Raw genomic sequence first — 22934 nt, 5'->3', positions numbered from 1 at the left:
GAACCGAAGAGTGCACCACATGAAACGTCTTACCGCCGCGATCCTGATCGCGTTTTCCGCCGCCGGCGCCTGTGCGTCGAATACCGCCGAAGCACCGGCGACGCCACCTGTCGCAGTAGCGGCAGCCTCAGCCTTCGACCTGGAGCAGGACGTCAACCGCGTCATGAAAGCCTTCGACGTGCCGGGCATCGCGATCGCCGTCGTCAAGGACGGTAAAGTGATCGCCGCGCGCGGCTTTGGGGTGCGCAAACTTGGCGCGCCGGCCAGGGTCGACGGCCAGACCCTGTTCGAGATCGCCTCGAACTCGAAAGCGTTTACGGCCGCCGCGCTGGCGATGCTGGTCGACGAGGGCAAGCTGAAATGGGACGATCCGGTCGTAAAACACCTGCCGGACTTCCAGATGTACGACGCCTATGTCACGCGCGAGATGACCGTGCGCGACCTGCTGACCCACCGCAGCGGCCTGGGGCTGGGGGCGGGCGACCTGCTGTGGTGGCCGACGACGAACTTCAGCACCGACGAAATCATCGAGCGCTTGCGCTATGTAAAACCGGCGACGAGTTTTAGAAACAGCTATGCCTACGACAACCTGCTGTACATCGTGGCCGGCAAGATCATTGCCAGGAAATCCGGCAAATCCTGGGGCGACACGGTGCGCGAGCGCATCCTCAAACCGGTCGGCATGAACACGACGACGACCAGCCTGGCGGAAAACGCCGGCAACCCGAACGCCTCGAACGCGCACAGCAAGATCAACGACAAGATCGCCGCCGTCAAATCCATGCCGGTCGATAACGCTGTCGGCGCGGTCGGCATCAACACGAATGCCGAAGACATCGCGCGCTGGATGAAGGTACTGCTCGATGGCGGCCGCATCGAGGGTGCGAAGGGCGCGGATGGCAAGGAGCTGCGCCTGTTTTCAGAAGCGCAGTCGCGCGAGATGTGGACCGCGCAGACGCCGATGAAGATCGGTATGCCGAAGGGTCCCCTGGCTGCGACCCGCGCCAATTTCGCCGCCTACGGCCTGGGCTTCCAGCTGCGCGACTACAAGGGTCAATTGGTCGCCATGCACGGCGGCGCGCTGCAGGGCTTCTATTCGCGCGTACTCCTGGTGCCGGAATCGAAACTGGGCGTGGCCATTTTCACCAATGCCGAGAGCGGCGGTGCGCTCAATGCGCTGCAATACCGGCTGCTCGACCAGTACATGACGGGCAGTGCGCCGACCGACTGGATCAAGCTGATCGCCGACGACGAAGACCGCAAGCACACGGACGAACTGGCGCGCCTGAAGAAGACGTCGACCACGCGCATCGCTGCATCGAAACCGTCGCTGGCGCTGACTTCCTACGAGGGCCAGTACACGGACCCGTGGTACGGCGCCATGAACATCAAGCGCGATGGCAGGAAGATGATCATGTCGTTTACGCGCACGCCGGATTTGACGGGCGAGATGGAGCACTTCCAGCACGACACTTTCATCGTGCGCTGGAAGGAGCGTAACTTCAATGCCGACGCCTACGTGACCTTCGCGCTGGACCATGACGGCGGCATCGAGCATGTGAAGATGAAGGCGGTGTCGACCGAGACCGACTTCAGCTACGATTTTCACGATTTGCTGTTTACGCCGGTCAGGCAGAAGGCGGCGCTGTAAAAGAAACGGGGCCGCTTGACGCGGCCCCGATTTTTGTTAATGCCGTTAATGCTTACTGCTTCACAAATTTCAAGGTCATCCGATCGCTCTCGCCGATCGCCACATACTTCTCGCGGTCCTTGTCCTTGTTCGCCAGCACCGGCGGCAGCGTCCACACGCCTTTTTCGTGATCCGCCTTGTCCTTCGGATTGGCGTTCACTTCCGACTTGCCAGCGAGCTTGAAGCCCGCGCTTTCGGCCATCTTGATGACGTAGGCCTCGTGCACATAGCCGCTCGACGCTTTCTCGTCCTGCTTCATCGAGGCCGGCAGGCGGTGCTCGACCACGCCCAGCACGCCGCCCGGTTTCAGGACCTTGTGGATTTCCTTGAACGTCGTCTTCACCGCTTCTTCGCCGCCGCCGATGAAGTTATGGATATTCCGGAAGGTGAGCACCATGTCGACGCTGCCGGCCGGCGCGATCTCGTAGCGGCTCGGCGGCTCGAACACGGCGGTTGCCGCCTTGCCGTACAGGGCAGGATTGGCGTCGAGCCTGGCGCGGAATGCCATCCCGCCTTTCTTGTCGGGCGCCGAGCCGGCGCCGATGTACTTGCCCTTGTCGCGCAGGTAGGGCGCGAGGATTTCGGTGTACCAGCCGCCGCCCGGCACCAGTTCCACCACCGTCATGGTCGGCTTGATGCCGAAGAAGGTCAGTGTCTCGTATGGATGGCGCGCGCTGTCGCGTGCGGCATTGGTCGCGCGGTGTTCTGCGCCGATGACGGCTTTCAGAGCGTCGTCGGCCTGTACGGCGCCGGCGGCGCTGACGGCCAGCAGGGCTGCCAGGATCAGTCGTTTCATGGGGGGTGTTCTCCGTTGTCGGTTATGTCGTTGGGTGCGGCCCAGACGTGGCGTCGGGCCGCCGCGCCGATGATCGAACAAGCAACCCGGCCCGTCAAGCGAATCCGGACGCTTGTCCCACGTATGTACTGTCCGCACCCTGTCCGGCCGGACACGCGGACACGGCCCGGACAGCATGCTTGCACGAGAAAAGTGCCTAACACAAGCACAACGTCCACAGTTTGCGACTGGTCTGAAGATTGCCTATTCAAAAGGGTTAGTTACTGCTAATGTTTAACGGTTTGCCATTCGGCCCGCTCGCGATGGCATGGTCTGACCTACCTATACATACGCGGCAACGCCGCCCGCAGTTGAATTCAGGAGACACAATGGAACGTCGTAGTTTTCTCAACATCAGCACCCTGGCATTTGGCTCGATGCTCATCCCCATCGCCGGACGTGCGATCGCGGCCGAAGAACTGATGAGCCCAATGGCGGTCGCCGCCAAGAAGGCGCTCGCCGACACCGCGCTGAACGCCGCCACCAAGGCCGGCGCATCGTATTGCGACGTGCGCATCGGACGCTACCTGAACCAGTTCGTCACCACCCGTGACCTGAATGTCGAGAACGTCGTCAATACCGAATCGGCCGGCGTCGGTGTGCGCGTCATCTGCAATGGCGCCTACGGCTTCGCCGCCACCTCCGACATGACTCCGGACGGCATCGCCAACGCGGCGCGCCAGGCTGTCGCCATTGCGAAAGCCAATGCCAAGCTGCAGACCGAACCGGTGCGCCTGGCGCCCGTCAAAGGCGTGGGCGACGTGTCCTGGGCGACGCCGTACAAGAAGGACTGGCGCACGGTGCCGATCAAGGACAAGGCCGAGCTGCTGATCGCGGCAAACAAAGCCGGCATGGACAATGGCGCGAACTTCATGCAGTCGATGCTGTTCCAGGTAAACCAGCAAAAATACTTCGCTTCCACCGACGGCTCCTACATCGACCAGGACCTGCACCGCCTGTGGGCGCCGTTCACGGCGACCGCCGTCGACAAGGCAAGCGGCAAATTCCGCTCGCGCCAGGGGCTCGGCGCCCCGGTCGGCATGGGCTACGAATACCTCGACGCCCGTTCCGAGCACAAGCTCAAGGCCGCCGGCGGCGTCGCCACGCTGTACACGAATTCCTACGACATGATCGAGGATGCGCGCGCGGCCGGCCGCGACGCCAAGCGCAAACTGACCGCCAAATCGGTCACCCCGGGCAAATACGACCTGATGCTCTCGCCGGAACACCTGTTCCTGACGATCCACGAATCGGTCGGCCACCCTACGGAACTGGACCGCGTACTCGGCTATGAGGCCAACTACGCGGGAACGAGTTTCGCCACGCTCGACAAGTGGGAATCGAAGAACTTCAAGTACGGCGCGCCGATCGTGAATATCGTCGCCGACAAGACGACCCCGGGTTCCTTGGGTGCGGTCGGCTACGACGACGAAGGCGTACGCTGCAAGGAGTGGAACATCATCAAGGACGGCGTACTGGTCAACTACCAGGCCACGCGCGACCAGGCCCACATCATCGGCGAGAAGGAATCGCACGGCTGCTCGTATGCGGACTCGTGGAGCAATGTGCAGTTCCAGCGTATGCCGAACGTCTCGCTGGCGGCGGGCAAGGCGAAGATGAGCCCTGACGACATGGTCAAGGGCATCAAGAAGGGCATCTATATCGTCGGCGACGGCTCGTTCTCGATCGACCAGCAACGCTACAACTTCCAGTTCGGCGGCCAGCTGTTCTATGAAATCAAGGATGGCAAGATCGGCGAGATGCTGGAAGACGTGGCTTACCAGGCCAACACCCAGGAATTCTGGACGGCCTGCGCCGGCATTTGCGACGAGCGCGACTGGCGCATGGGCGGCTCCTTCTTCGACGGCAAGGGCCAGCCGCCGCAGATCAGCATCGTCTCGCACGGTTCCTCGACCGCGCGCTTCAACGGCATCAACGTGATCAACACCGCCCGCAAGATCGGCTAAGGAATTCTCATGACCATCCTGACCCAGGAACAAACGAAACGCATCTGCGACCGCGTGCTGTCGCTCTCGAAGGCCGACGAATGCATCGTCGGCATTGCCGGTGAACGGAGCGGCAACATCCGCTTCGCGCGCAACGCCGTCTCGACCGCCGGCCTGACCGACGACACCACGCTCACCGTGCGCGTCGCCTTCGGCAAGCGCCAGGGCACCGCCACCATCAACGAGTTCGACGACAAGTCGCTGGAAAAGGCCGTGCGCCGCGCCGAGGACCTGGCACGCCTGGCCCCGGAAAACCCGGAGTTCATGCCGGCCGTCGCCAAACAGCAGTACAAGGCCTCGAACACGTTCGTGCAAAAGACCGCCGACATCGATCCCGAGATCCGCGCCCAGGCCGCCGCTTACGCGATTGAGGCCTGCCGCAAGAAGGGGCTGGTCAGCGCCGGCTTCCTGACCGACACCAGCTCGTTCCAGACGGTCGCCAACTCGAACGGCGTGTTCGGCCACCAGGCCCTGACCTCCCTCGATTTTACGTGCACCATCCGCACCGAAGACGGCCGCGGTTCGGGCTGGGTGCGCCGCTCGGCGCGCGATCTGGCGCGCTTCGACCCGCGCGAAGCGGCCGATGTCGCCATCGAAAAAGCACTGCGCTCGGTCGACGCGAAAGCGCTGGAGCCGGGCCGCTACACCGTCATCCTCGAGCCGGCCGCGACCAGCGACCTGATGAACTTCATGATGAACGGCTTTGATGCGCGCCGCTCGGACGAGGGCCGCAGCTTCCTGTCGAAAAAGGGAGGCCTGAACCGCGTCGGCGACAAGCTGTTCGACAGCCAGGTCAACATCTGGTCCGATCCGTGGGACCCGCTGGTGCCGGTGCTCCCGTGGGATGCCACCATGCTGCCGCGCGAGCGCCAGCAGTGGATCAAGGATGGCCGCGTGGCCGACCTCGAGTACTCGCAGTTCTGGGCCAAACAGAAGAACAAGCGCGCCGTCGGCAGCGCCGGCAACTTCATCATGGCCGGCACCGACAAGAGCACCGAGGCGCTGATCGCCAGCACCAAGAAGGGCGTGCTGGTAACGCGTACCTGGTACATCCGCATGGTCGACCCGCAATCGGTGGCGCTGACGGGCCTGACGCGCGACGGCACTTTCTATGTCGAGAACGGCAAGATCAAGCACCCGATCAAAAACTTCCGCTTCAACGAGAGCCCGGTGTCGATGCTCAACAACATCGAAGAGATCGGCAAGTCGGTGGTGCTGGGGGGCGACGAAGGCCCGAACCCGATGGTGGTGCCGGCGATGAAGGTGCGCGATTTTAATTTCACGTCCCTCTCGGACGCGGTGTAAGGAATGAACGGCGGCCGGTGACCGGCCGCGCATCGTAAAACGTGGTCGCAACGGCCACGAATTGGAGACACAATGGAACGACGTACCTTCCTCAACATCTGCGCCGGCACGGCGGGCGCCATGGTCGTGCCGGTCTACGGCAACGCGATCGCGGCCGAAGACCTGCTCAGCCCCATGGCGGTCGCTTTTAAAAAGGCCCTGGCCGACGCGGCGCTGAACGCGGCCACGAAAGCCGGCGCCTCCTACTGCGACGTGCGCATCGGCCGCTACCTGAACCAGTTCATCACGACGCGCGACCTGAACGTCGAGAACATCACGAACACCGAATCGACCGGTGTCGGCGTGCGCGTGATCGCCGGCGGCGCCTACGGCTTTGCCGCGACCAACACCATGAACCCGGACGCCGTAGCCGGCGCGGCCCGCCAGGCGGTGGCGATTGCCAAGGCCAACGCCAGGCTGCAAACGGAACCGGTGCAACTGGCGCCGGTCAAGGGCGTGGGCGAGGTGAGCTGGGCCACGCCGATCCAGAAAGACTGGCGCGCAGTGCCGGTCAAGGACAAGGCCGAGATGCTAATCGCCGCCAACAAGGCCGGCCTGGAAGCGGGCGCCAGCTTCATGACGGCGAACCTGTTCCAGATCAACCAGCAAAAGTATTTTGCCTCGACCGACGGTTCCTACATCGACCAGGACATCCACCGCCTGTGGGCGCCGATCAATGCCACCGCCGTGGATAAAGTCACCGGCAAATTCCGCTCGCGCGCCGGTCTCGGCAGCCCGGTGAGCATGGGCTACGAATATTTTGATGTGCGCGCCCAGGACAAAGTCAAAGCTGCCGGCGGCGTGACCACGCTCTACACCAAGTCGTACGACGTGATCGAAGACGCGCGCCTGGCCGGCAAGCAGGCACGCGAAAAGCTGTCGGCCAAGTCGGTCGAGCCGGGCAAGTACGACCTGGTGCTGGCGCCGGAACACCTGTTCCTGACGATCCACGAAGCCGTCGGCCATCCGACGGAACTGGACCGCGTGCTCGGCTACGAGGCCAACTACGCAGGGACGAGTTTCGCCACGCTCGACAAGTGGGAATCGAAGAAATTCAAGTTCGGCGCCGAGCGCGTGAACTTCATCGCCGACCGCACCGCGCCCACTTCCCTCGGCCTGATCGGCTATGACGACGAAGGCGTGCGCGCGAAAGAGTGGAACATCATCAAGGACGGCGTACTGGTCAACTACCAGGCCACGCGCGACCAGGCCCACATCATCGGCGAAAAGGAATCGCACGGCTGCTCGTATGCGGACTCGTGGAGCAACGTGCAGTTCCAGCGCATGCCGAACGTGTCGATGGCGCCCGGCAAGGCGCGTCTCACGCCGGACGAGATGGTGGCCGATGTCAAGAAGGGCATCTACATCGTCGGCCGCGGCTCGTATTCGATCGACCAGCAGCGCTACAACTTCCAGTTCGGCGGCACGCTGTTCTACGAAATCAAGAACGGCAAGATCACGAGCCCGCTGGAAGACGTCGCTTACCAGTCGAACACCCAGGAATTCTGGAATGCCTGCAGCGCCATTTGCGACGAGCGCGACTGGCGCATGGGCGGCTCCTTCTTCGACGGCAAGGGCCAGCCTAGCCAGGTCAGCGCGGTTTCGCACGGTTCGAGCACAACGCGCTTCAACGGCATCAACGTCATCAACACCGCACGCAAGATCGGTTAAGGAACGAGAGATGAAACAGCTGAACCAGGAAGAAGCAAAACGCATCTGCGATCGCGTCATGAAGTTGTCGAAAGCCGACGAGTGCAGCGTCTCGATCGACGGCAAGCGCGAGGGCAACGTGCGCTTCGCGCGCAACAGCATCTCGACCGCGGGCCTGAACGAAAACATGACCTTGAGCGTGCGCGTTGCCTTCGGCAAGAAGGCCGGTATCGCCCAGTTGAACGAGTTCGACGACAAGTCGCTGGAAAAAGCCGTGCGCCGTGCGGAGGAGCTGGCGCGCCTGGCACCGGAAAACCCGGAATTCATGCCGGCCGTCGGCAAGCAGGATTTTAGATCCACGCCGACCTTCGTACGCGCGACCGCCGACATCGATCCCGACTACCGCGCCCAGGTGGCGGCCTACAGCATCGAAGCGGCGAAGAAGGCGGGGCTGGTGGCGGCCGGCTTCTTCAACGACGGCAAGCGCTTCGAGGCGATCGCCAATTCGAACGGCGTGTTCGGCTTCCAGGAGCTGACGGATCTGGCCTATACCTGCACCGTGCGCACCGAAGACGGGCGCGGTTCGGGCTGGGTCACGCGCTCGGCAAGCGATGTGGCGCGTTTCGACGCGCGCGAAGCGGCCGCCGTGGCGATCGAAAAGGCGCTGCGTTCGGTCGAGGCGAAAGCGCTGGAACCGGGCCGCTACACGGTGATCCTGGAGCCCGCCGCAACCTCCGAAGTGCTGGGCAATATGTTCAGCGCCTTTGACGCGCGCGACGCCGACGAGGGCCGCAGCTTCCTGACCAAGAAGGGCGGCAAGAACCGCCTCGGCGACAAGCTGTTCGACGAAAAAATCAAGGTCTGGGCCGACCCGTGGAATCCGGACGTGCCGGTCGCGCCCTGGGATGGCCAGACGATGCAGGCGCGCCAGCGCACCGACATCATCAAGAACGGCCGCATCGCCTCGCTCGACTACTCGCGCTACTGGGCGCAGAAGCAGGGCAAGGTGGCCACTGCCGGCCACGGCAACATGATCATGGCGGGCGGCACCAAATCGCTCGAAGAGCTGATCGCGTCGACGAAAAAAGGCGTGGTCGTGACGCGCACCTGGTACATCCGCATGGTCGATCCGCAGTCGCTGCTGCTGACGGGCCTGACGCGCGACGGTACCTTCTATGTCGAGAACGGCAAGATCAAGTACCCCATTAAAAATTTCCGCTTCAACGAAAGCCCGGTCTCGATCCTGAACAACGTCGAGGAGCTCGGCAAACCCGTTGTCATCGGCGGCGACGAAGTGCCGTACCAGATGGTGCTGCCGCCGATGAAGGTGCGCGACTTCAACTTCACGTCCTTGTCCGACGCCGTGTAGATGGCCCGGTATGATTTTTATTTCACCCGGCTGCTCTACGAGTCGGGCGACTGGGATGTGGATATCCGCATGCCCAGCAACGTGCTCAATTCGCTCGTCGAGTACACGACCTTGCGCGTGGACCCGCTTGAACGCATGATTGCGTTGTCCGACCCGAAGGTATTGGAAGCGCCGTTTTGCTACCTGGCCGGTCACAAGCTGGTGCAGTTCACACCCGCCGAGCGCAAGAACTTCGAGCGCTACGTGCGCGGCGGCGGTTTTGTCTTCGTCGACGACTGCAACCACGACATCGACGGCCTGTTCGCCAAGAGTTTTGAAGCCGAGATGGCGAAGATCTTCGGCGCCTCGGCACTGAGGAAAATCCCGAACAACCATCCCGTGTATTCGAGCTTCTTCAAATTCGACGGCCCGCCGAACACGTCGGTGGAGCTGAACGGCTGGGGCGACGACCTGGTGCACGAATACCTGAAGGCGATCGAGGTCAAAGGGCGTGTGCACGTGCTGTACTCGAACAAGGATTACGGCTGCGAGTGGGATTACGACTTTCGGAACAAGCGTTTTCTGGCGGTCGACAATACCCGCTTTGCGGTGAACATCATTCAATACGCGTTGGGAGCATGAAGTGGCAGAGCAAGATGCAGCAGCATGGAGCGAATCGGAAGTAGCCGGCCTGGTGGCGAAAGTGGAGGCGCTGAAGCACAGCATGGCGCGCGTGATCATCGGCCAGGAAGGGGTGGTCGACCTGCTGGTGACCTGTTTGCTGGCCGGCGGCCACGCGTTGGTCGAAGGTGTGCCGGGTCTCGGTAAAACCCTGCTCGTGAAGTCCTTGGCGCAGGCGACCGACATGCAATTTCGCCGGGTGCAGTTCACGCCCGACCTGATGCCGTCCGATATCGTCGGCACCGAGATCCTGGAAGAAGACGCGGCCACGCGCCAGCGTTCGTTCCGCTTCCAGCCGGGCCCCGTGTTCACCCAGGTGCTGCTGGCCGACGAGATCAACCGCGCGCCGCCCAAGACGCAATCGGCGCTGCTCGAAGCCATGCAGGAGCGCTGCGTCACCTTTGCCGGTCACACGCACATGCTGCCGCGTCCCTTCTTCGTACTGGCCACGCAAAACCCGATCGAGCAGGCCGGCACCTATCCGCTGCCCGAAGCCCAGCTCGACCGCTTCCTGCTGCGCATCGACGTCGTCTATCCGACCGAAGACGAAGAAGTGATGATGGTCTCGAAGACCACCCAGTCGGGTTTGCAGGACGCCGAGCCGGTGATGGATGTGCAAAGCCTGTTGCGCCTGCAGCAGCTGGTGCGCGACATCGCCATCGGCGAGCACCTGCTGCGCTACGCCACGCGCCTGGTGCGCGCGACACGCCCGCAGGAGACGCTTGTTGCCGCAGTCAAGAAGCACGTCGGCTGGGGCGCCGGTCCCCGTGCCGGCCAGGCGCTGGTGCTGGCGGCGAAAGCGCGCGCGCTGATGGCCGGTCGCCTGGCCGTCACGCGCGACGACATCGCGGCCATGCTGCAGCCGGTGCTGGCGCACCGCGTGCTGCGCAATTTCGAGGCCGAAGCCGACGGTGTGGCAATGGTCGACATCCTGCAGGCGATCCGCGCCGAGATCCGGGTCGATTGATTTGGCACTGGCCAGTTCCGCGCTGATCGCGCACACGACCAATCTCGAACTCGTCATCCGGCACGTGCTGGCCGGATTGGGGCAGGGCGTGCACGCCGGCCGCGAGCGCGGTGCCGGCGTCGAGTTCTCCGAGTACCGGGCGTATGCGCCTGGGGACGAGTGGCGCCGCGTCGACTGGAAGCTGCTGGCGCGCGCCGACCGATACTATGTGCGCGAAGCGGAACGCGACAGCCATGTCGCGGTCTGGCTGCTGCTGGACGCCAGCGCCTCGATGGCGGAGCCCAGCCGCAGTATGGAGGGCCTCGACAAGCTCGCTTATGCGCGCACGCTGCTGGCCTGTATCGCCGCGATCGCGCAGCGCCAGGGCGACGCGTTCGGGCTGGCCGTCTTGTCCGCTGGTCGGGTCCAGTTCGTGCCGGCCGCGCGCGGGCCGCGCCAGTTGCAGCGGGTGCTGGCAAAGCTCAAGCAAGTGCAGGCGGACGGCGACCTGCCCGCTGCCGACGTGCTGCGTAGCGGCCTGCGTTTCGCAGCTTCCCCTTCGCTCATCTTTGCGGCCACCGATTTTCTCGACTGGCCGTCGCCACTGTCCGACGCGCTGCTACGCCTGCGCCACATGCGCCATGACGTACGCGCCGTGTGCCTGCACACCGAAGCCGAATGCGAGGGCAGTTTCGACAGTGGCCCGGCCTACTACGATCCCGAACGTGAGACTGCCGTGTTCCGCTTCGGCGCCGACCTGCGCGAGGGGTATCTGCGCAAGCGCGAACAGCATTTCTCCACTGTTACCGCTGCCTTGCGCGCGAACGACGTGCTGCAGGTCGCCGCCCGCATCGAACAGGCGCCGGCTGAAATATTGCGCCAATGGCTGCGCCAGGGAGGCCGCCGATGAACAGCCTGTGGTGGCTGGCGCTGCCGACCCTGCTGCTGCCGATCTGGTGGCACCGCAAGAAGCGCGTGCAGGTGCAAGCCGAACCGCTCGCCAGTGCGCGCTTCCTGCCGCGCACCGAGCCGCGGCAAATGCGGGTCTGGCGCTGGTCGAGCGTCCTGTTGCTGATCGTGCGCTGCCTGTTGCTCGCTTGCGCAATCGCCTGGCTGGCCGATCCGGTGTTTCCGTGGCGCGGCGACACGGTCGTCATCGTGCATGGCACTGACGCGCAATGGGTCGAACGTGAAACAAAGGCGGCCGGATTGACGCAGGCGACGCGCCTGCCGCTGCCGGCTGCCGACGCGCTGGCCTGGATCCGCGCCCACGAACGCGAATTCACACCCGAGGCACGCCTGCTGGTGCTGGGCGATATCCCGATGTCCGCAAAAGCGCCCGAATTCCGCCGCCCGGTCGTGCTCCGTACGCTTGCGAAACCGGTGCCCCGCGTTGAATCGCGGGTGGCGATCGTCAGCGCACGGGCCCAGGAATGGCGCCGCATGTTCGCGTCGCTCGACGGCCCGCTGCGCATCGTCGTCGAACCTGCGCCGGGACCAAAGACCGAACTGATCGTCTGGGACATGCCCGACGCTCCGCCGGCGGCAATGCGCGCGCCGCTGTGGTGGGCGACCGATGCGGGCGCCTTTACGGAACTGGCGCAATCGAAAGCCGTGGGCGGCATCCGCTACGCCGATGGTGCACGCGGACGGGTCTGGGCATCGAACGCCTGGCCGCCAAGCGATCCAGGCGCGGCGCGCGCCTTGCTGGAGGCCTGGCGCGAACTGCATTACGCCCCAAGCCCGTTCACGGCGCCATCGCAGGCGTTTGCGGCATCGAACACTGCCGCGCGCAGCCACGCCAGCGGCGCGCTGCGCGATTTTTTGATGTGGGCGCTGGTTGCCCTGTTTGCGCTCGAAAGGATCCTGACCCATGCACGGCGACGCTGACATCGTGCGGCGCCTGTGGCGTGCGGCCCTGCTGCGCCGGCTGCCGCTGTGGGTGCTGGGCACGCTGCCCTGGCTGACGCTGCGCCTGCTCCCGGGCTTGCTGGCCTGGGGCGCCTGGTGCATGTGGGATGCGGCGCGCCTGCGCCAAAGGATCGCGAATGAATGGACTGGCTGGCTCGACGCAGCCGTGCCAGGCATGGAAGACAGCAGCGCGCTGCTGGTGGAGGCGGACACGCCGCTGGCCGAGATGCAGCGCCGGCGACTGCTGGCCCGGCTCGATGCTGCGCTGGACAAAGCGGCTGTCAAGCGCACCGTGCACCCGCATGTCGGCACGGGCTTGACCTGGTTGCTGCCGTGGCTGGCGCTGGCGGCCGTGGTGTGGTTCTTCGGGCAACAGCCTGCCGCCACGGCGCAATCACCGCGGCCGGTGGCGCCGGCGCCGGCGGCCAAGGTGCCCATCATCCCGCAATTGACCGTGACCGCGACGCCGCCGGGCTATACCGGCGCCGCCCGCACGGTCGGCGCGCCGCGCGACATCAGCCTGCCCGAAGGCGCTCTTGTGACCTGGTGCCTGAAGAATCCCGAGGCGGGCCAGACGACGCTGGAACTGAGCGACGGCCGCACGCTGAAGGTGGGCGCGCAATGCGCAACCCTGGCCGCCACCGAGTCTCTGTTCTGGCGCTGGCGCGGCGCGCGCTACACGCTGAAGGTCACGCCGGATGCGCCGCCGAGCATCACGATCTCGCAACCGGCGCAGATGATCCAGGAATTGAAAACCGGCGCTGCCTCGGCCGCGATGGCGCTGTCGGTGCAGGACGACTACCGGGTGCAGCGCGCCACCTTGCACCTGACGCTGGCGCGCGGCAGCGGCGAGAACATCAAGTTCACCGACCGCGAGATGCCGCTGCCGGCCTCGAACAATCCGCGCCTGCGCAACTGGGCGAAGACCTGGCTGCTGTCGGAACTGGGCATGGAGCCGGGCGACGAGCTGTACTTTTTTGTCCGCGCTGTCGATAACGCGGCCCGCCCGCACACGGTGCAGTCGCCGACCTACACGCTGCGCCTGCCGGCGCCTGAGGTCGAGGACGCCGAGGAAACGGCGGCCATGCCGATGCTGGTCAAACCCCAGAGCCTGCGCAGCCAGCGCCAGATCATCATCGATACCGAACAGCTGATCGCCGACATGAAGTCGACCCGCATGAGCGCCCAGGCGGTGCGCGAGCGCAGCGAGACGATCGCGCTCGACCAGGGCCAGCTGCGCCGCCGCTACGGCCAGTTCCTGGGCGAGGAATCAACCCTGTTCGGCGCCGAAGAGCATGACGAAGGCCACGAGGAGGGCGGCAAGATGGACGTGCTGCACCAGTTCGGCCACGCCCACGACGAAGCGGAGAACGCGACGCTGTACGACGAGGGCACCAAGAAAATCCTGCGCCGCGCGCTGGTGGCGATGTGGGATGCCGAAAAGTCGCTGCGCGCGATCACGCCGATGACGGCGCTGGCGCCCGAACACAAGGCGCTCGCCGCCATCAAGGAGCTGCAGCAGGCCGACCGCATCTACCTGCACAAGACCGCTTTCGTGCCGCCGCCGATCAAGGAAGAGATCCGCATGACGGGCGACGTGCTCGGTGCGGCCAGCTATGCGCGCGCGCAGGGCGGGGCCGACGAGGCGATTCCGGTTCAACTGCGCGAGCTGGTGACGACCTTGTCGAGCGAAGGCGCGCTGCCGGCCCTGTGGACCCGCACCGCGCACGACTGGGTGCGCGAGCGTTTACAGGATGACGAACAGCGCCTGGCGGCCCAGCGCGCGATCCAGGACGTGCTTGATGGCTGCCTGCGCTGCCGCCCGGCACTGCGCGCCTGGTTGCGCGCGGGCGTCGGGCAGGCGCCGGTACTGCTGCAGGCGCAACCGGTGACGACGACGCCGTTCACGCGCGCCTGGCGCGCAGGAGCCAACCAGTGATCGCCGCCATTGCACTCATCGGCGCGGTCAGCGTGCTGCTTGACGTGTGGCGGCGGCGTTTCATGGACGCGCTGCTGGCGACCGTTGCCACCGCGGCGCTGGCCCTGCTGGCGATGCAGTTGACCATGCCGGGCGAGTCCGGCACCACGCTGGCGATCGACGCCCGTACTCCTCCGGCCTCCCTCGACGGCGTGCGCAGCCTGACGCTGAAGGGCGACGGCCTGCGCGCTGCCGAATGGCAGGACTTGCCGGCACGCCCGCTGGCCTGGAGCGCACCGACTAGCGCGACGCTGCGCCTGGAATTCCCGCGCCAGCTGGCGCTTGGCCGCTTGTTCGCACTGACCGTGCGCCGCGGCGGCGAGGCGCCGGCGCGCCTGCAGCTGCTGGCCGAAAACGGCCAGGTGCTGGCGGAAACGCGCGGCGCCGGCGATTTGACGGTGTCCTGGCTGCCGCCATTGGCCGAGACGCTGGTACTCAAGGCGCGCCTGCTGGGCGACAAAGACACGCTGCTGGCCGAGGGGCCGGTGCCGGTGGTCGTCAGCGAAACGCGTCCATTGGCGGTGCGCGGGCGCTTCAGCGCGCCGTCGTTCGACGTGCGGGTGCTGAACGATTTGTTGACGGGGAGCCGTGCCCTGGTCGACTGGCAGGTCACGCTCGGCAAGACCGTGACGCGTAGCGAAAGCGCACGCGACAAGTTCGACAAGCCCGATCTGCTGGTGGTCGATGCCCGATGGTTCGAACGCGCGGCAGCGCCTGCGCGGGCGGCCTTGCTGGAGCAGGTGACGGGGGGCGCTTCCCTGCTGGTGCTGGGCGCGACTGCGAACGACGCCGGCGTCTGGTCGCGCAGCGTGCAATTGCCGCTGCGGGCCCAACCCACCGACAAGTTGACCGGCGGCCCGCTGCCGCTGCCGGTGGCGCCCTTGACGCCCGCCACACGCGTAGCCGGCGCCTGGCTTGGCCAGGACAATGGGCTCTGGGCGCGCCAGTGGGGCAAGGGCCGCATCGGCTGGCTGGGCGCGGCCGACTGGCACCGGCTCGCAATCACCGAACCGCGCGCGCTGGCCTTGTGGTGGCAGGGCGTATTTGATGCCGTGCGTGTCGAGCGGGCGGAAGAAGTTCAATGGCTGGCGCCGCGCGAGATGCCGCTGCCTGGCCAGCGCCTGGAAGTGTGCGCACTGGGCGTGCGTGGCAAGCTGCGCTTCCCGGAGCTGGGCCAGACCCTCGACTGGCAGCGCCGCACCGACCGTGTGGATGCGTCCTGTGTCGCCGTTTATCCGCGCGCACCCGGTTGGCTGAGAATGGAGACCCAGGGAACAAAGCCGGCCAGCGGCCAGGTGTATATCCATGCGCCCGGTGACTGGCCGCTGTGGCAAGCCGCCGAGCGCCGCGATGCGACCGCGCGCTATGCGGCGCGCACGCCGGTGCCGGCATCGGCCACGCAGCGCACGCTCCCCGAATGGCCTTTTGCCGCGCTGTTCGCGCTCGCCATGCTGGCGCTCTGGTGGCGCGAACGGCGCTAAGGCTGGCGTCAGCTTTTGCTATCGCCTGAGTTTAGCCCTTGGCGATCCCAATACGCGGTGTGCGACGTTGGCGTCCACGCGCATGAGGTTCATGAAAAAACTGGCGACACCGGTCCCAAAGACATCGCGAACAACCTGCGACCTGTAGACAAGCTTTGACATCCTTTGATCGCGACGAACGTAGCGGCGATCAAATCCATCCTTGAATTCATCTAGCACTGATCCTCCATGGAAGCTTCTTGAACTGCCTTGTTGTCTGGCTATGCTGTAGCGTGGCAGGTAATTTCCACGAAAAATTTCGTTGCAAGGTCCTGCTTTTGACACGTCGATGGGCCGATGGTTGCACCCGAATGCGAAAACTTGCTTTCACATAAGGGGTTGTCGTGCGGGGATCGAACAACGACCGTCATTACAAAGGAAACGCGGGATCACATCCAGTGGTGGTCCTGTAAGAGACGTTACTAAACGTCACCAGGAATGACCTGCGCTGTGATTATGTGTTCCCACCGGACCTCGCCAGCCGCCTGGCAGCCTGCACCTGCGGGGTAGCACCCAGCGGCAGCAGCACAGACGCCCGCGCCAGCGCGCGCACCAGCCTTGCTTCGCCGACGCGCAGGCCGCGTCCGCGCAATTGCGGCAGCGAGCGCACCGGCTCGGGTGTGATCTCCACCGCGGCGCGCACCAGCAGCCGCTGGAGCGGGCGCAGCGGTGCAGGCAGGATCGGCGCCTCGGCCATGATCCGCAGGAAATCGTCGAGAATGTTCGATCCCTCCAGCCCGGGCGCGGTTGAGCCGAGCAGCGCTTCCCATGCGGCCCATGAGCGCGGGACGCCGGTGGCGCCGTACAGGCGAGCGGAAGGTCCGGCTTCGGTGAAGGCGGCATCCTTCTCGGGCGGCGACAAGGACTGGACATAACGATGGTATGCCTCGGTAAAGCCGAACACGGCGGTCGCCTGCACCCAGTCGAGCAGGCGCGGATCGTTGGCGTGGTAGGCGGCGCCTCCAGGCGTGCTGCCGCGCACATGGCCATGCATCCGGACCACCTGCGCGATCAGCTTCTCCGCGGCCGAGCGCGGGCCGTAGACGGTCATCATGGCCGCAAAACCGGTGCGCCGCAGGCGCAGTCCCGGGTCGCGTTGAAAACCACCGTGGTCCCACACGCCCGAACGTACCGATGGTTCGCTCAGCTCGAGCAGTACCGCCGTCACTCCGCCGACGAACAGGGCGACCGGATTGGCGAAGACCCGCCAGGAGATGCCGTTTTGTGGAGCCAGCGCCGGCTCGCCACCGGGCTGGCTGAAGTCGAACGCCATGCCGGGGGGCGGCTGCAGCAGGTCCCGTATCGTTTTCAGCATGGCTGCACCTTCTCGACAATCAGTTCAAGGCCGCGCATCCAGAAGGAACCCGGCGCCGATGCTCATTATCGCCAAAGACAGCTGCTTTTACGATTGAGTGCTTGTTCCAACAAAGCCGGGGTCAGGGCTGACCCCAGCTGTTCAGAAGGCGTACTCCGCCCGTGCATACATTGTCCGTCCATTCATCCCGAACGGGCAGGTCTCCCAGCAGTGCGTAAAGCCCATCTGCGGGAAGGGCGCGGCGCGCGTCGTATCCCAGCGCGTCGGGTAGCGATCGAACCCATTTTCCACGCCCGCCGCCAGGCTCAGGCTGCGTGTGAACCTGTAGCGCAGCGCCAGGTCGATCAGCCATGTCGCTTCCCAGGTCTGCACGAACGGCGCCGTAAAACCCTGGCCCTGCACCTGGCCGTAGTAATTCGCGCGCAGGTTGGCGCCCCAGGCGCCGCGCGCGTAGTCGGCCGCGACCACATGGTGCCGGCGCGGCTGGCCGCGCTCGATCAGCGTGACCTGGGCATCGTCGAACAGCTGTGCGCCGCTGAGCACCGGCGAGGACGAGCGGCGCGTCTCGACGTGGGTGCGGTTCAGGCCAAGCTGCCCGGACAGTTTCAAAGTGCCCCCTGCCAGGTGGCGCGTGGTGTGTTCGGCCACCACATCCAGTCCCACCGTCTCGGTATCGATCGCATTCGTAAAAAACTGCGCCTGGCCCACGCGCAGCGGATCGAGGATGGCGCGGATCGGGCAGGCAGCAAGCGTGGGGCAGGCGCCGCTCTCCGGGGACACCGTGCTGGAGAACACGATGCGGTCATCGATGTCGGTGCGGTACAGGTCCGCCGTCACTGAAAAATTCGAGACCGGACGCAGCACCATGCCTATGCTGGCGCTGCGCGAAGTCTCATCCTTGAGCGGGGCGATGGCGAAAGCCCGGGTGACGGCGCTGCCTTCGCGCGCGGTCAGGGTTTCGGTCAGCACACCCGCATTGTTCAAATTGGTCGATACCGCGCTGTAGAACTTCTGCTGCACCGAGGGCGCCCGGAAGCCCGTCGAGGCGCTGGCGCGCAGGCCGAATGCGCGGATCGGATCGAAGCGGGCGGTGAGTTTGCCTGTCGTCGTATTCCCGAAGTCGGAATAGCGCTCGCGCCGCACGGCCGAACCCAGGGTCAGCTGCTCGCTCCATTTGTGCTCGGCGTCGATGTAGACGGCGGTGTTGTGGCGACCGGCATAGACTTGCGTGGCCGGGGTGTAGCCAGGAAACCCCTGGATGCCCGCCAGGCAAGCGCCGCCAACAGGCAGACGCTGACCGCAAGCAGGCTTGCTGCGTCGATGGCGCTCGATGTCAGTCTTTTCACGGCCCAGTCCGGCCGCTCAGCAGAACAGACCCGATTCGTCCGAACGCAGGGGCGCCGGCGTCATCCCCGGATCCGGCATGGCGCGCCGGCGCGGACCGGCAACACTGGCACGTTCGACCAGGCCCATGTCGATCGCGACCACGGCGAGCTCGGCGGCGCTGCGCAAGCCGAGTTTGCGCATCAGGCTGGAACGGTGCTTTTCCACCGTTTTGGTGCTAATGCAGAGATATTCGGCAGCACTGCGGTTGGTATTTCCCTCGGCAATTAATTTGAGAATGCTGCGTTCGCGTCCACTCAGGTTTTTCCAGGATGAACCTGGCTCTGCGCTATGTCCGAAGTGCGTTCCGGTTGCCATCGCGGCCGACAATTCGCTGCTGAGGTATTTCTTTCCCTGGACCACGCAATGCAAGGCCAATTCGAATTCTTCCAGGGACGCGCCTTTCAGCAGATAAGCATCGGCGCCCATTCCAAATGCTTCGCGCACGAATTTTTCATCGCGCGACAAGGTGAGAAAGACGACGTGCACATCGGGAAAGCGGCGCCGAATTTCGGTGGCTGCGTCCATGCCGCTCATTCCCGGCATCGACAGGTCCATCAGCACCAGTTCCGGTTGCAAGACAGTGGCGGCGCGGATGGCCCCCTTGCCGTCGGAGACGGTGTCCGCCACCTCGAAACCAGGCAGTCCCGCCACGAGCGAACCCAGTGCCTCACGTACCAGCGTGTGATCTTCAACGATCAGGACACGGACCGTCATAACACCCTCCATGTTGAATTTTCGCCATCGCAGCCTCCCCCCATATCTGGCTAATCTACGTATTTCAGATTAGGAATATTTTTACGGCGTCCATGAATGTTCATTCAACTTTATATGGAAGAAGGTGATTTCGGTGGGTCAGTCATAGTATTTTTGCATCGCTATTGATGCGGTTCAAAAATACGCCTCCTGACAATTGAACACAAGTAATGTATTTCCTTAGCGCAGCTGCTCTGCGGGCATTTACTAGAGAAATGCGGACCATCCGGACTGGCCCGCGGCCGGCATGGAGCCGGGATTTATTTCGCTTTATGGCGGCGCCCTGCGGCCAGACCGGCCAATCCTAGTGCAGTCAAGGCGAGGGTTGCCGGTTCCGGGACCTCGGTCGGGTTGTCGGGACCGGTGGGGTTATCCGGATCGATAGGCGTGTCTGGTTCGTCCGGAATGTCCGGGACGGATGGGGTACCCGGAACAAAACTCCCGAGGGTAATGTTGTCAAAGCCGATATTATTCGTGGCGCCGCCGAAATCGACTGACCGTGCGATACCGTCGAATGTCATACCGATCGGGCTGAACCGGCAATACAGGCCGCTGGGGTCGCCGCTGCAATTATCGATATTGTCGTGCAGCTCCAGCGATGCGAGCAGCTTGCCCGTCCCATTCAGGCCATCGTACACGTTGACAAAGCCGTTCTCGCTACTGCTGTAGAAGAAGGAAAAACCCGTATCGAAGCCGGAAGTTACATTCATGGTGGCCGCGCCGCCACTCAAAAAAGCGACAATGGTGCTCGCTGAAGGTTCGTTGGCAAATTCTCCCGTACCGCCTGCATTCCGATCGATCGACCCTAGACTAGTAGTCGAGAAATAAATCCCGTAGTTCGTGCCGCGGTTGCCTGCAGAATCGCTGCCGCCATTATAGAAATCATTGACGGAGGCACGGTCACCCACCCCTTCAAATGTCAGCACAATCGGGACAGCTGCTGCAGGCCCTGCGAACGACATGGCAATAACAAGTGCACAGGCGGTTTTTATGATATGTGACACAATTCTCTCCCCAAGAGTTGTATGCCAATGCTGGCAGCGATTTCAGAGCAATATGCGTGCCACTTGTAAATACGGGGCGTATGCGTGAAGAGTATGCCTAGCATGGGCTGATGTGTAATATTTTTCGACAATCGGTTATTTTTAATAGAATTTCTAGTATTGATGCTTCGTTGCTGGCTGCTATGAATTGTTATTAGCGTGCATGCTGGTGAGGATGCAGAGTCGAGGGGCCGGGGCCAGGGCCAGACAGCTTATGCGGTGTAAAGTTCTCAGATATACACGTTCCGGAATTCTGCACTGCATTCACTGAATAACTCTCGGCCGCATTGATGGCCGCAGGTCTTTTCGAGGCAGTCCACGCCGCCGAAAAAATCGTCATCAACTTCGCAGGGACCCAGGCCACCCTGATCGACGTCGAGGTGGGAACCGGTACAACGGAACAGTCCGTGCTCTTAAGAGGCGATACCATCGTCGCTGTCGTCAAGGACGCGCAGCTAAAGCGCTATGCTCCGAAAAAACTAATCAAACTGCAGGGCAAATACCTGATGCCCGGCTTGTGGGACACCCATGTTCACTTCGGCGACGACGAGGCGCTGATCGAAGAAAACAGGCAGTTGTTGCCCCTGTACCTAAGTACTCGCCCAGAAATAAATGTGTTTTTGGCTGCCAGAACCGGCGCGTTGCTGCGTTGCCTCGTACTTGCAGTGCTCGCACTGCGGCGCACTCGCCGCCTTGCACCGCATCCGGTTCTGTTTGCCAAAATTCACATTTATTCCCGGTCAAGTACTTAGCGCACGGCATTATGTCGGTGCGCGACTGCGCGGGGGACCTTTCCGATACGGTGCTCGCATGAGGTCAGCAGATTGCCGACGGCAAGATGGCCGGCCTTACGATTTTCGCTTCCGGTCCAAAGCTGGAAGGACGCAAACCATGTAGAAGGGCACGCTCGAAGTCGGCACGCCCGAAGAAGTCGGCAAGGCACTCGACCAGCTTCAGGCGAAGGCGTCGATTTCCTGAAGATCACCGAAAGCACCATGACCCCCGGGACCTACCTAGCGGCGCTGCGCCAGGCCAAGGCACCGGGCCTGCGCACGTCGGGCCATCTGCCAGGCCTGATGCCGCTGGCGCGCGCCTTCGAGGGCGGCCTCGGCACGGTCGAACACCAGACTTACCTGCTGCGCGCCGCAACGCCCCGCGAAGCCGAGCTGGCAGGGCAGGTCGCGGCGGGCAAGCTTACCGCGCGCGAGGTCATGCGCCTGAGCTTGGAGAGCTGTGACGAGGCGACCGCGCACCGTGCTTTCCGCCATATGGCAGCGCGAGGCACGGCGGTCGTGCCGACGCCCTATTCGAAGTCTGGTAGTAGCTGCTTCTAAGAATGCGAAGCTTGGGAGCTAATGCAACATCCCGGTTGACTGGAAAGTGCCCTAAATCGCTCAGGGCTCCGTCATCGACCTTCTCAAGGTCATTGCGGCCAGTATGCTCGAAGTGGCCACGTTTGCCGTTGCCTCGATGGTGGCGGCCTATGCGTCGGCCGGGCAATCGGCGACCGCGCGCGCCTTCCCGTTGGTGGTCGCAGACGATGTTTCCCAGAATGCACTGTCGATCTTCGTCGGCGCCTTCATTTTCGCTATCGTGGGACTCAGTGCGACGACCAATGATTACTTTGGCAAGGCAGGCCGGTTCACCCTGTTCGTACTGACGCTGCCGACGCTCGCCGGCGTGATCGTGGTGTTCGTGCGCTGGGTCGACAGCATTGCGTGCCTGGGCCGGCTCGGCGCGGTGATGGCCAAGGTGGAACAGGCAACTGCCCAGGCCATGGGTCGGCGCAGGCAGGGACCAAGCCTGGGTGGCTTGGCCGCCAGTGGTCCGGTCTGCGGCCTGGGCTTCCACAGCGACACGAACGGGTATCTGCAGCGTGTCGACATGGCAGCACTCCAACGCATCGCGACAAAGCACAAGGTTCGCATCACGCTCGGTTGCGTGCCGGGCGCGATGATCGTAGCGTCACGCCCGCTTGGCTACGTGCTGCCCGACTCCGGGCAAAGTGGGCCGATCGAGCCCGGGCTCCTGCGCAAGGCCTTCATCATCGGCCCGCTTCGCCAATTCGACGACGACCCGCGTTTCGGTCTGGTTGTGTTGGCCGAAATCGCTTGCCGCGCTTTATCTCCCGGCATTAACGATTCCGGTACCGCGATTGGGATCCTGAGTTCGCTCCACGGGCAAGTCCCACCGAAACGGCCACACCCGAATACGATCGGATCGAAGTGCCCGTTTTGTCGATGGACGACATGTTCGACGATGTATTCCCCGCCATCGCGCGCGATGGCGCCGGTCTGATCGAGGTAGCGATGCGCGTGCAGCGGGTCTTGGGCGAGCTTGGCCGTTGCGGTGATGCCCACATGAACACCGTGGCCCGCCGTCATGCCGTTCTGGCAATGGCCCGCGCAGAATGCGCACTCGGCTTCGCGCCGGACTACGAACAACTGCGTCGCCGGCATGCGGATTACTGGGGCGACCAAGCTTGACGACGCAGGCGAGCTATTTCCCCCGGCGTCGCATTGCAGCGT

Annotated in this window: 20 protein-coding genes; 15 read left to right on the top strand and 5 right to left on the bottom strand. The window is 63.9% G+C overall.

From position 1 onward, the window contains the following. Positions 1-19: 19 nt before the first annotated feature. Entirely contained in the window at positions 20-1651 is a 1632-nt protein-coding gene (locus ACHAC9_RS20885; RefSeq protein ID WP_435763005.1) for a serine hydrolase, read from the top strand. Between the two features lie 52 nt (positions 1652-1703). On the opposite strand, the gene ACHAC9_RS20880 is transcribed toward ACHAC9_RS20885, so the two are convergent. Then, entirely contained in the window at positions 1704-2486 is a 783-nt protein-coding gene (locus tag ACHAC9_RS20880) for a class I SAM-dependent methyltransferase (protein ID WP_435763002.1), read from the bottom strand. Between the two features lie 368 nt (positions 2487-2854). Here ACHAC9_RS20880 and ACHAC9_RS20875 point away from each other — a divergent pair, with 368 nt between their 5' ends. The 10 genes from ACHAC9_RS20875 to ACHAC9_RS20830 all read left to right on the top strand — a co-directional run bounded on the left by ACHAC9_RS20875 (position 2855) and on the right by ACHAC9_RS20830 (position 15870). Continuing rightward, positions 2855-4492: a TldD/PmbA family protein gene (locus ACHAC9_RS20875; RefSeq protein ID WP_435763000.1), complete on the top strand. Its 1638-nt coding sequence runs from the start codon at positions 2855-2857 to the stop codon at positions 4490-4492. Positions 4493-4501: 9 nt separating this feature from the next. Continuing rightward, the gene (locus ACHAC9_RS20870) at positions 4502-5836 is read left to right on the top strand and encodes a TldD/PmbA family protein (RefSeq protein WP_435762998.1); all 1335 of its coding nucleotides are present in this window, start codon (positions 4502-4504) and stop codon (positions 5834-5836) included. 72 nt (positions 5837-5908) lie between these two features. Beyond that, positions 5909-7546, top strand: a complete 1638-nt coding sequence (locus tag ACHAC9_RS20865) for a TldD/PmbA family protein (RefSeq protein ID WP_435762996.1) — start codon at positions 5909-5911, stop codon at positions 7544-7546. A 10-nt stretch (positions 7547-7556) separates the two neighbouring features. Further along, on the top strand, positions 7557-8894 hold the full coding sequence (locus ACHAC9_RS20860) for a TldD/PmbA family protein (RefSeq protein WP_435762994.1): 1338 nt from the start codon (positions 7557-7559) through the stop codon (positions 8892-8894). Beyond that, entirely contained in the window at positions 8895-9515 is a 621-nt protein-coding gene (locus ACHAC9_RS20855; protein ID WP_435762992.1) for a DUF4159 domain-containing protein, read from the top strand. Position 9516: 1 nt separating this feature from the next. After that, positions 9517-10521: an AAA family ATPase gene (locus tag ACHAC9_RS20850; RefSeq protein WP_435762990.1), complete on the top strand. Its 1005-nt coding sequence runs from the start codon at positions 9517-9519 to the stop codon at positions 10519-10521. A gap of 1 nt (position 10522) precedes the next feature. Then, the gene (locus tag ACHAC9_RS20845) at positions 10523-11410 is read left to right on the top strand and encodes a DUF58 domain-containing protein (protein WP_435762987.1); all 888 of its coding nucleotides are present in this window, start codon (positions 10523-10525) and stop codon (positions 11408-11410) included. Next, complete coding sequence (locus tag ACHAC9_RS20840) at positions 11407-12390, top strand: BatA domain-containing protein (RefSeq protein ID WP_435762985.1); 984 nt, start codon at positions 11407-11409, stop codon at positions 12388-12390. The genes ACHAC9_RS20845 and ACHAC9_RS20840 overlap by 4 nt, the downstream gene beginning before the upstream one ends. Next, positions 12374-14350 carry a hypothetical protein gene (locus ACHAC9_RS20835; protein ID WP_435762983.1) on the top strand — a complete coding sequence of 659 codons (1977 nt, stop codon included), beginning with the start codon at positions 12374-12376 and terminating at the stop codon, positions 14348-14350. The genes ACHAC9_RS20840 and ACHAC9_RS20835 overlap by 17 nt, the downstream gene beginning before the upstream one ends. Further along, positions 14347-15870, top strand: coding sequence for a hypothetical protein (locus tag ACHAC9_RS20830; protein ID WP_435762980.1), 1524 nt, complete (start codon positions 14347-14349; stop codon positions 15868-15870). Before ACHAC9_RS20835 ends, ACHAC9_RS20830 begins: the two co-directional genes overlap by 4 nt. Positions 15871-16363: 493 nt before the next feature. Here ACHAC9_RS20830 and ACHAC9_RS20825 read toward each other — a convergent pair whose 3' ends face one another. From ACHAC9_RS20825 to ACHAC9_RS20810, 4 genes are all read right to left on the bottom strand, one after another. Beyond that, positions 16364-17224, bottom strand: a complete 861-nt coding sequence (locus tag ACHAC9_RS20825) for an oxygenase MpaB family protein (RefSeq protein ID WP_435762978.1) — start codon at positions 17222-17224, stop codon at positions 16364-16366. A 141-nt stretch (positions 17225-17365) separates the two neighbouring features. Further along, positions 17366-18484: a TonB-dependent receptor domain-containing protein gene (locus ACHAC9_RS20820; protein WP_435763104.1), complete on the bottom strand. Its 1119-nt coding sequence runs from the start codon at positions 18482-18484 to the stop codon at positions 17366-17368. A gap of 102 nt (positions 18485-18586) precedes the next feature. Continuing rightward, a complete protein-coding gene (locus ACHAC9_RS20815) occupies positions 18587-19324 on the bottom strand; it encodes a response regulator (protein WP_435762976.1) in 738 nt (245 codons plus the stop codon). Between the two features lie 299 nt (positions 19325-19623). Further along, complete coding sequence (locus tag ACHAC9_RS20810; protein WP_435762974.1) at positions 19624-20367, bottom strand: PEP-CTERM sorting domain-containing protein; 744 nt, start codon at positions 20365-20367, stop codon at positions 19624-19626. Between the two features lie 329 nt (positions 20368-20696). On the opposite strand from ACHAC9_RS20810, the gene ACHAC9_RS20805 reads away from it, so the two are divergent. The 4 genes from ACHAC9_RS20805 (at position 20697) to ACHAC9_RS20790 (ending at position 22892) form a co-directional block, all read left to right on the top strand. Further along, positions 20697-21158 carry a hypothetical protein gene (locus ACHAC9_RS20805; RefSeq protein WP_435762972.1) on the top strand — a complete coding sequence of 154 codons (462 nt, stop codon included), beginning with the start codon at positions 20697-20699 and terminating at the stop codon, positions 21156-21158. A 243-nt stretch (positions 21159-21401) separates the two neighbouring features. Beyond that, the gene (locus tag ACHAC9_RS20800; RefSeq protein WP_435762970.1) at positions 21402-21740 is read left to right on the top strand and encodes a hypothetical protein; all 339 of its coding nucleotides are present in this window, start codon (positions 21402-21404) and stop codon (positions 21738-21740) included. 103 nt (positions 21741-21843) lie between these two features. Beyond that, entirely contained in the window at positions 21844-22704 is an 861-nt protein-coding gene (locus ACHAC9_RS20795) for a DUF2254 domain-containing protein (protein ID WP_435762967.1), read from the top strand. Then, positions 22656-22892 carry a hypothetical protein gene (locus tag ACHAC9_RS20790; protein WP_435762965.1) on the top strand — a complete coding sequence of 79 codons (237 nt, stop codon included), beginning with the start codon at positions 22656-22658 and terminating at the stop codon, positions 22890-22892. Before ACHAC9_RS20795 ends, ACHAC9_RS20790 begins: the two co-directional genes overlap by 49 nt. Positions 22893-22934 lie beyond the last annotated feature (42 nt).

Source organism: Massilia sp. CMS3.1 (assembly GCF_051262535.1).
Classification (GTDB): Bacteria; Pseudomonadota; Gammaproteobacteria; order Burkholderiales; family Burkholderiaceae_D; genus Telluria.
This window is presented reverse-complemented; position numbering and strand designations above follow the sequence as displayed.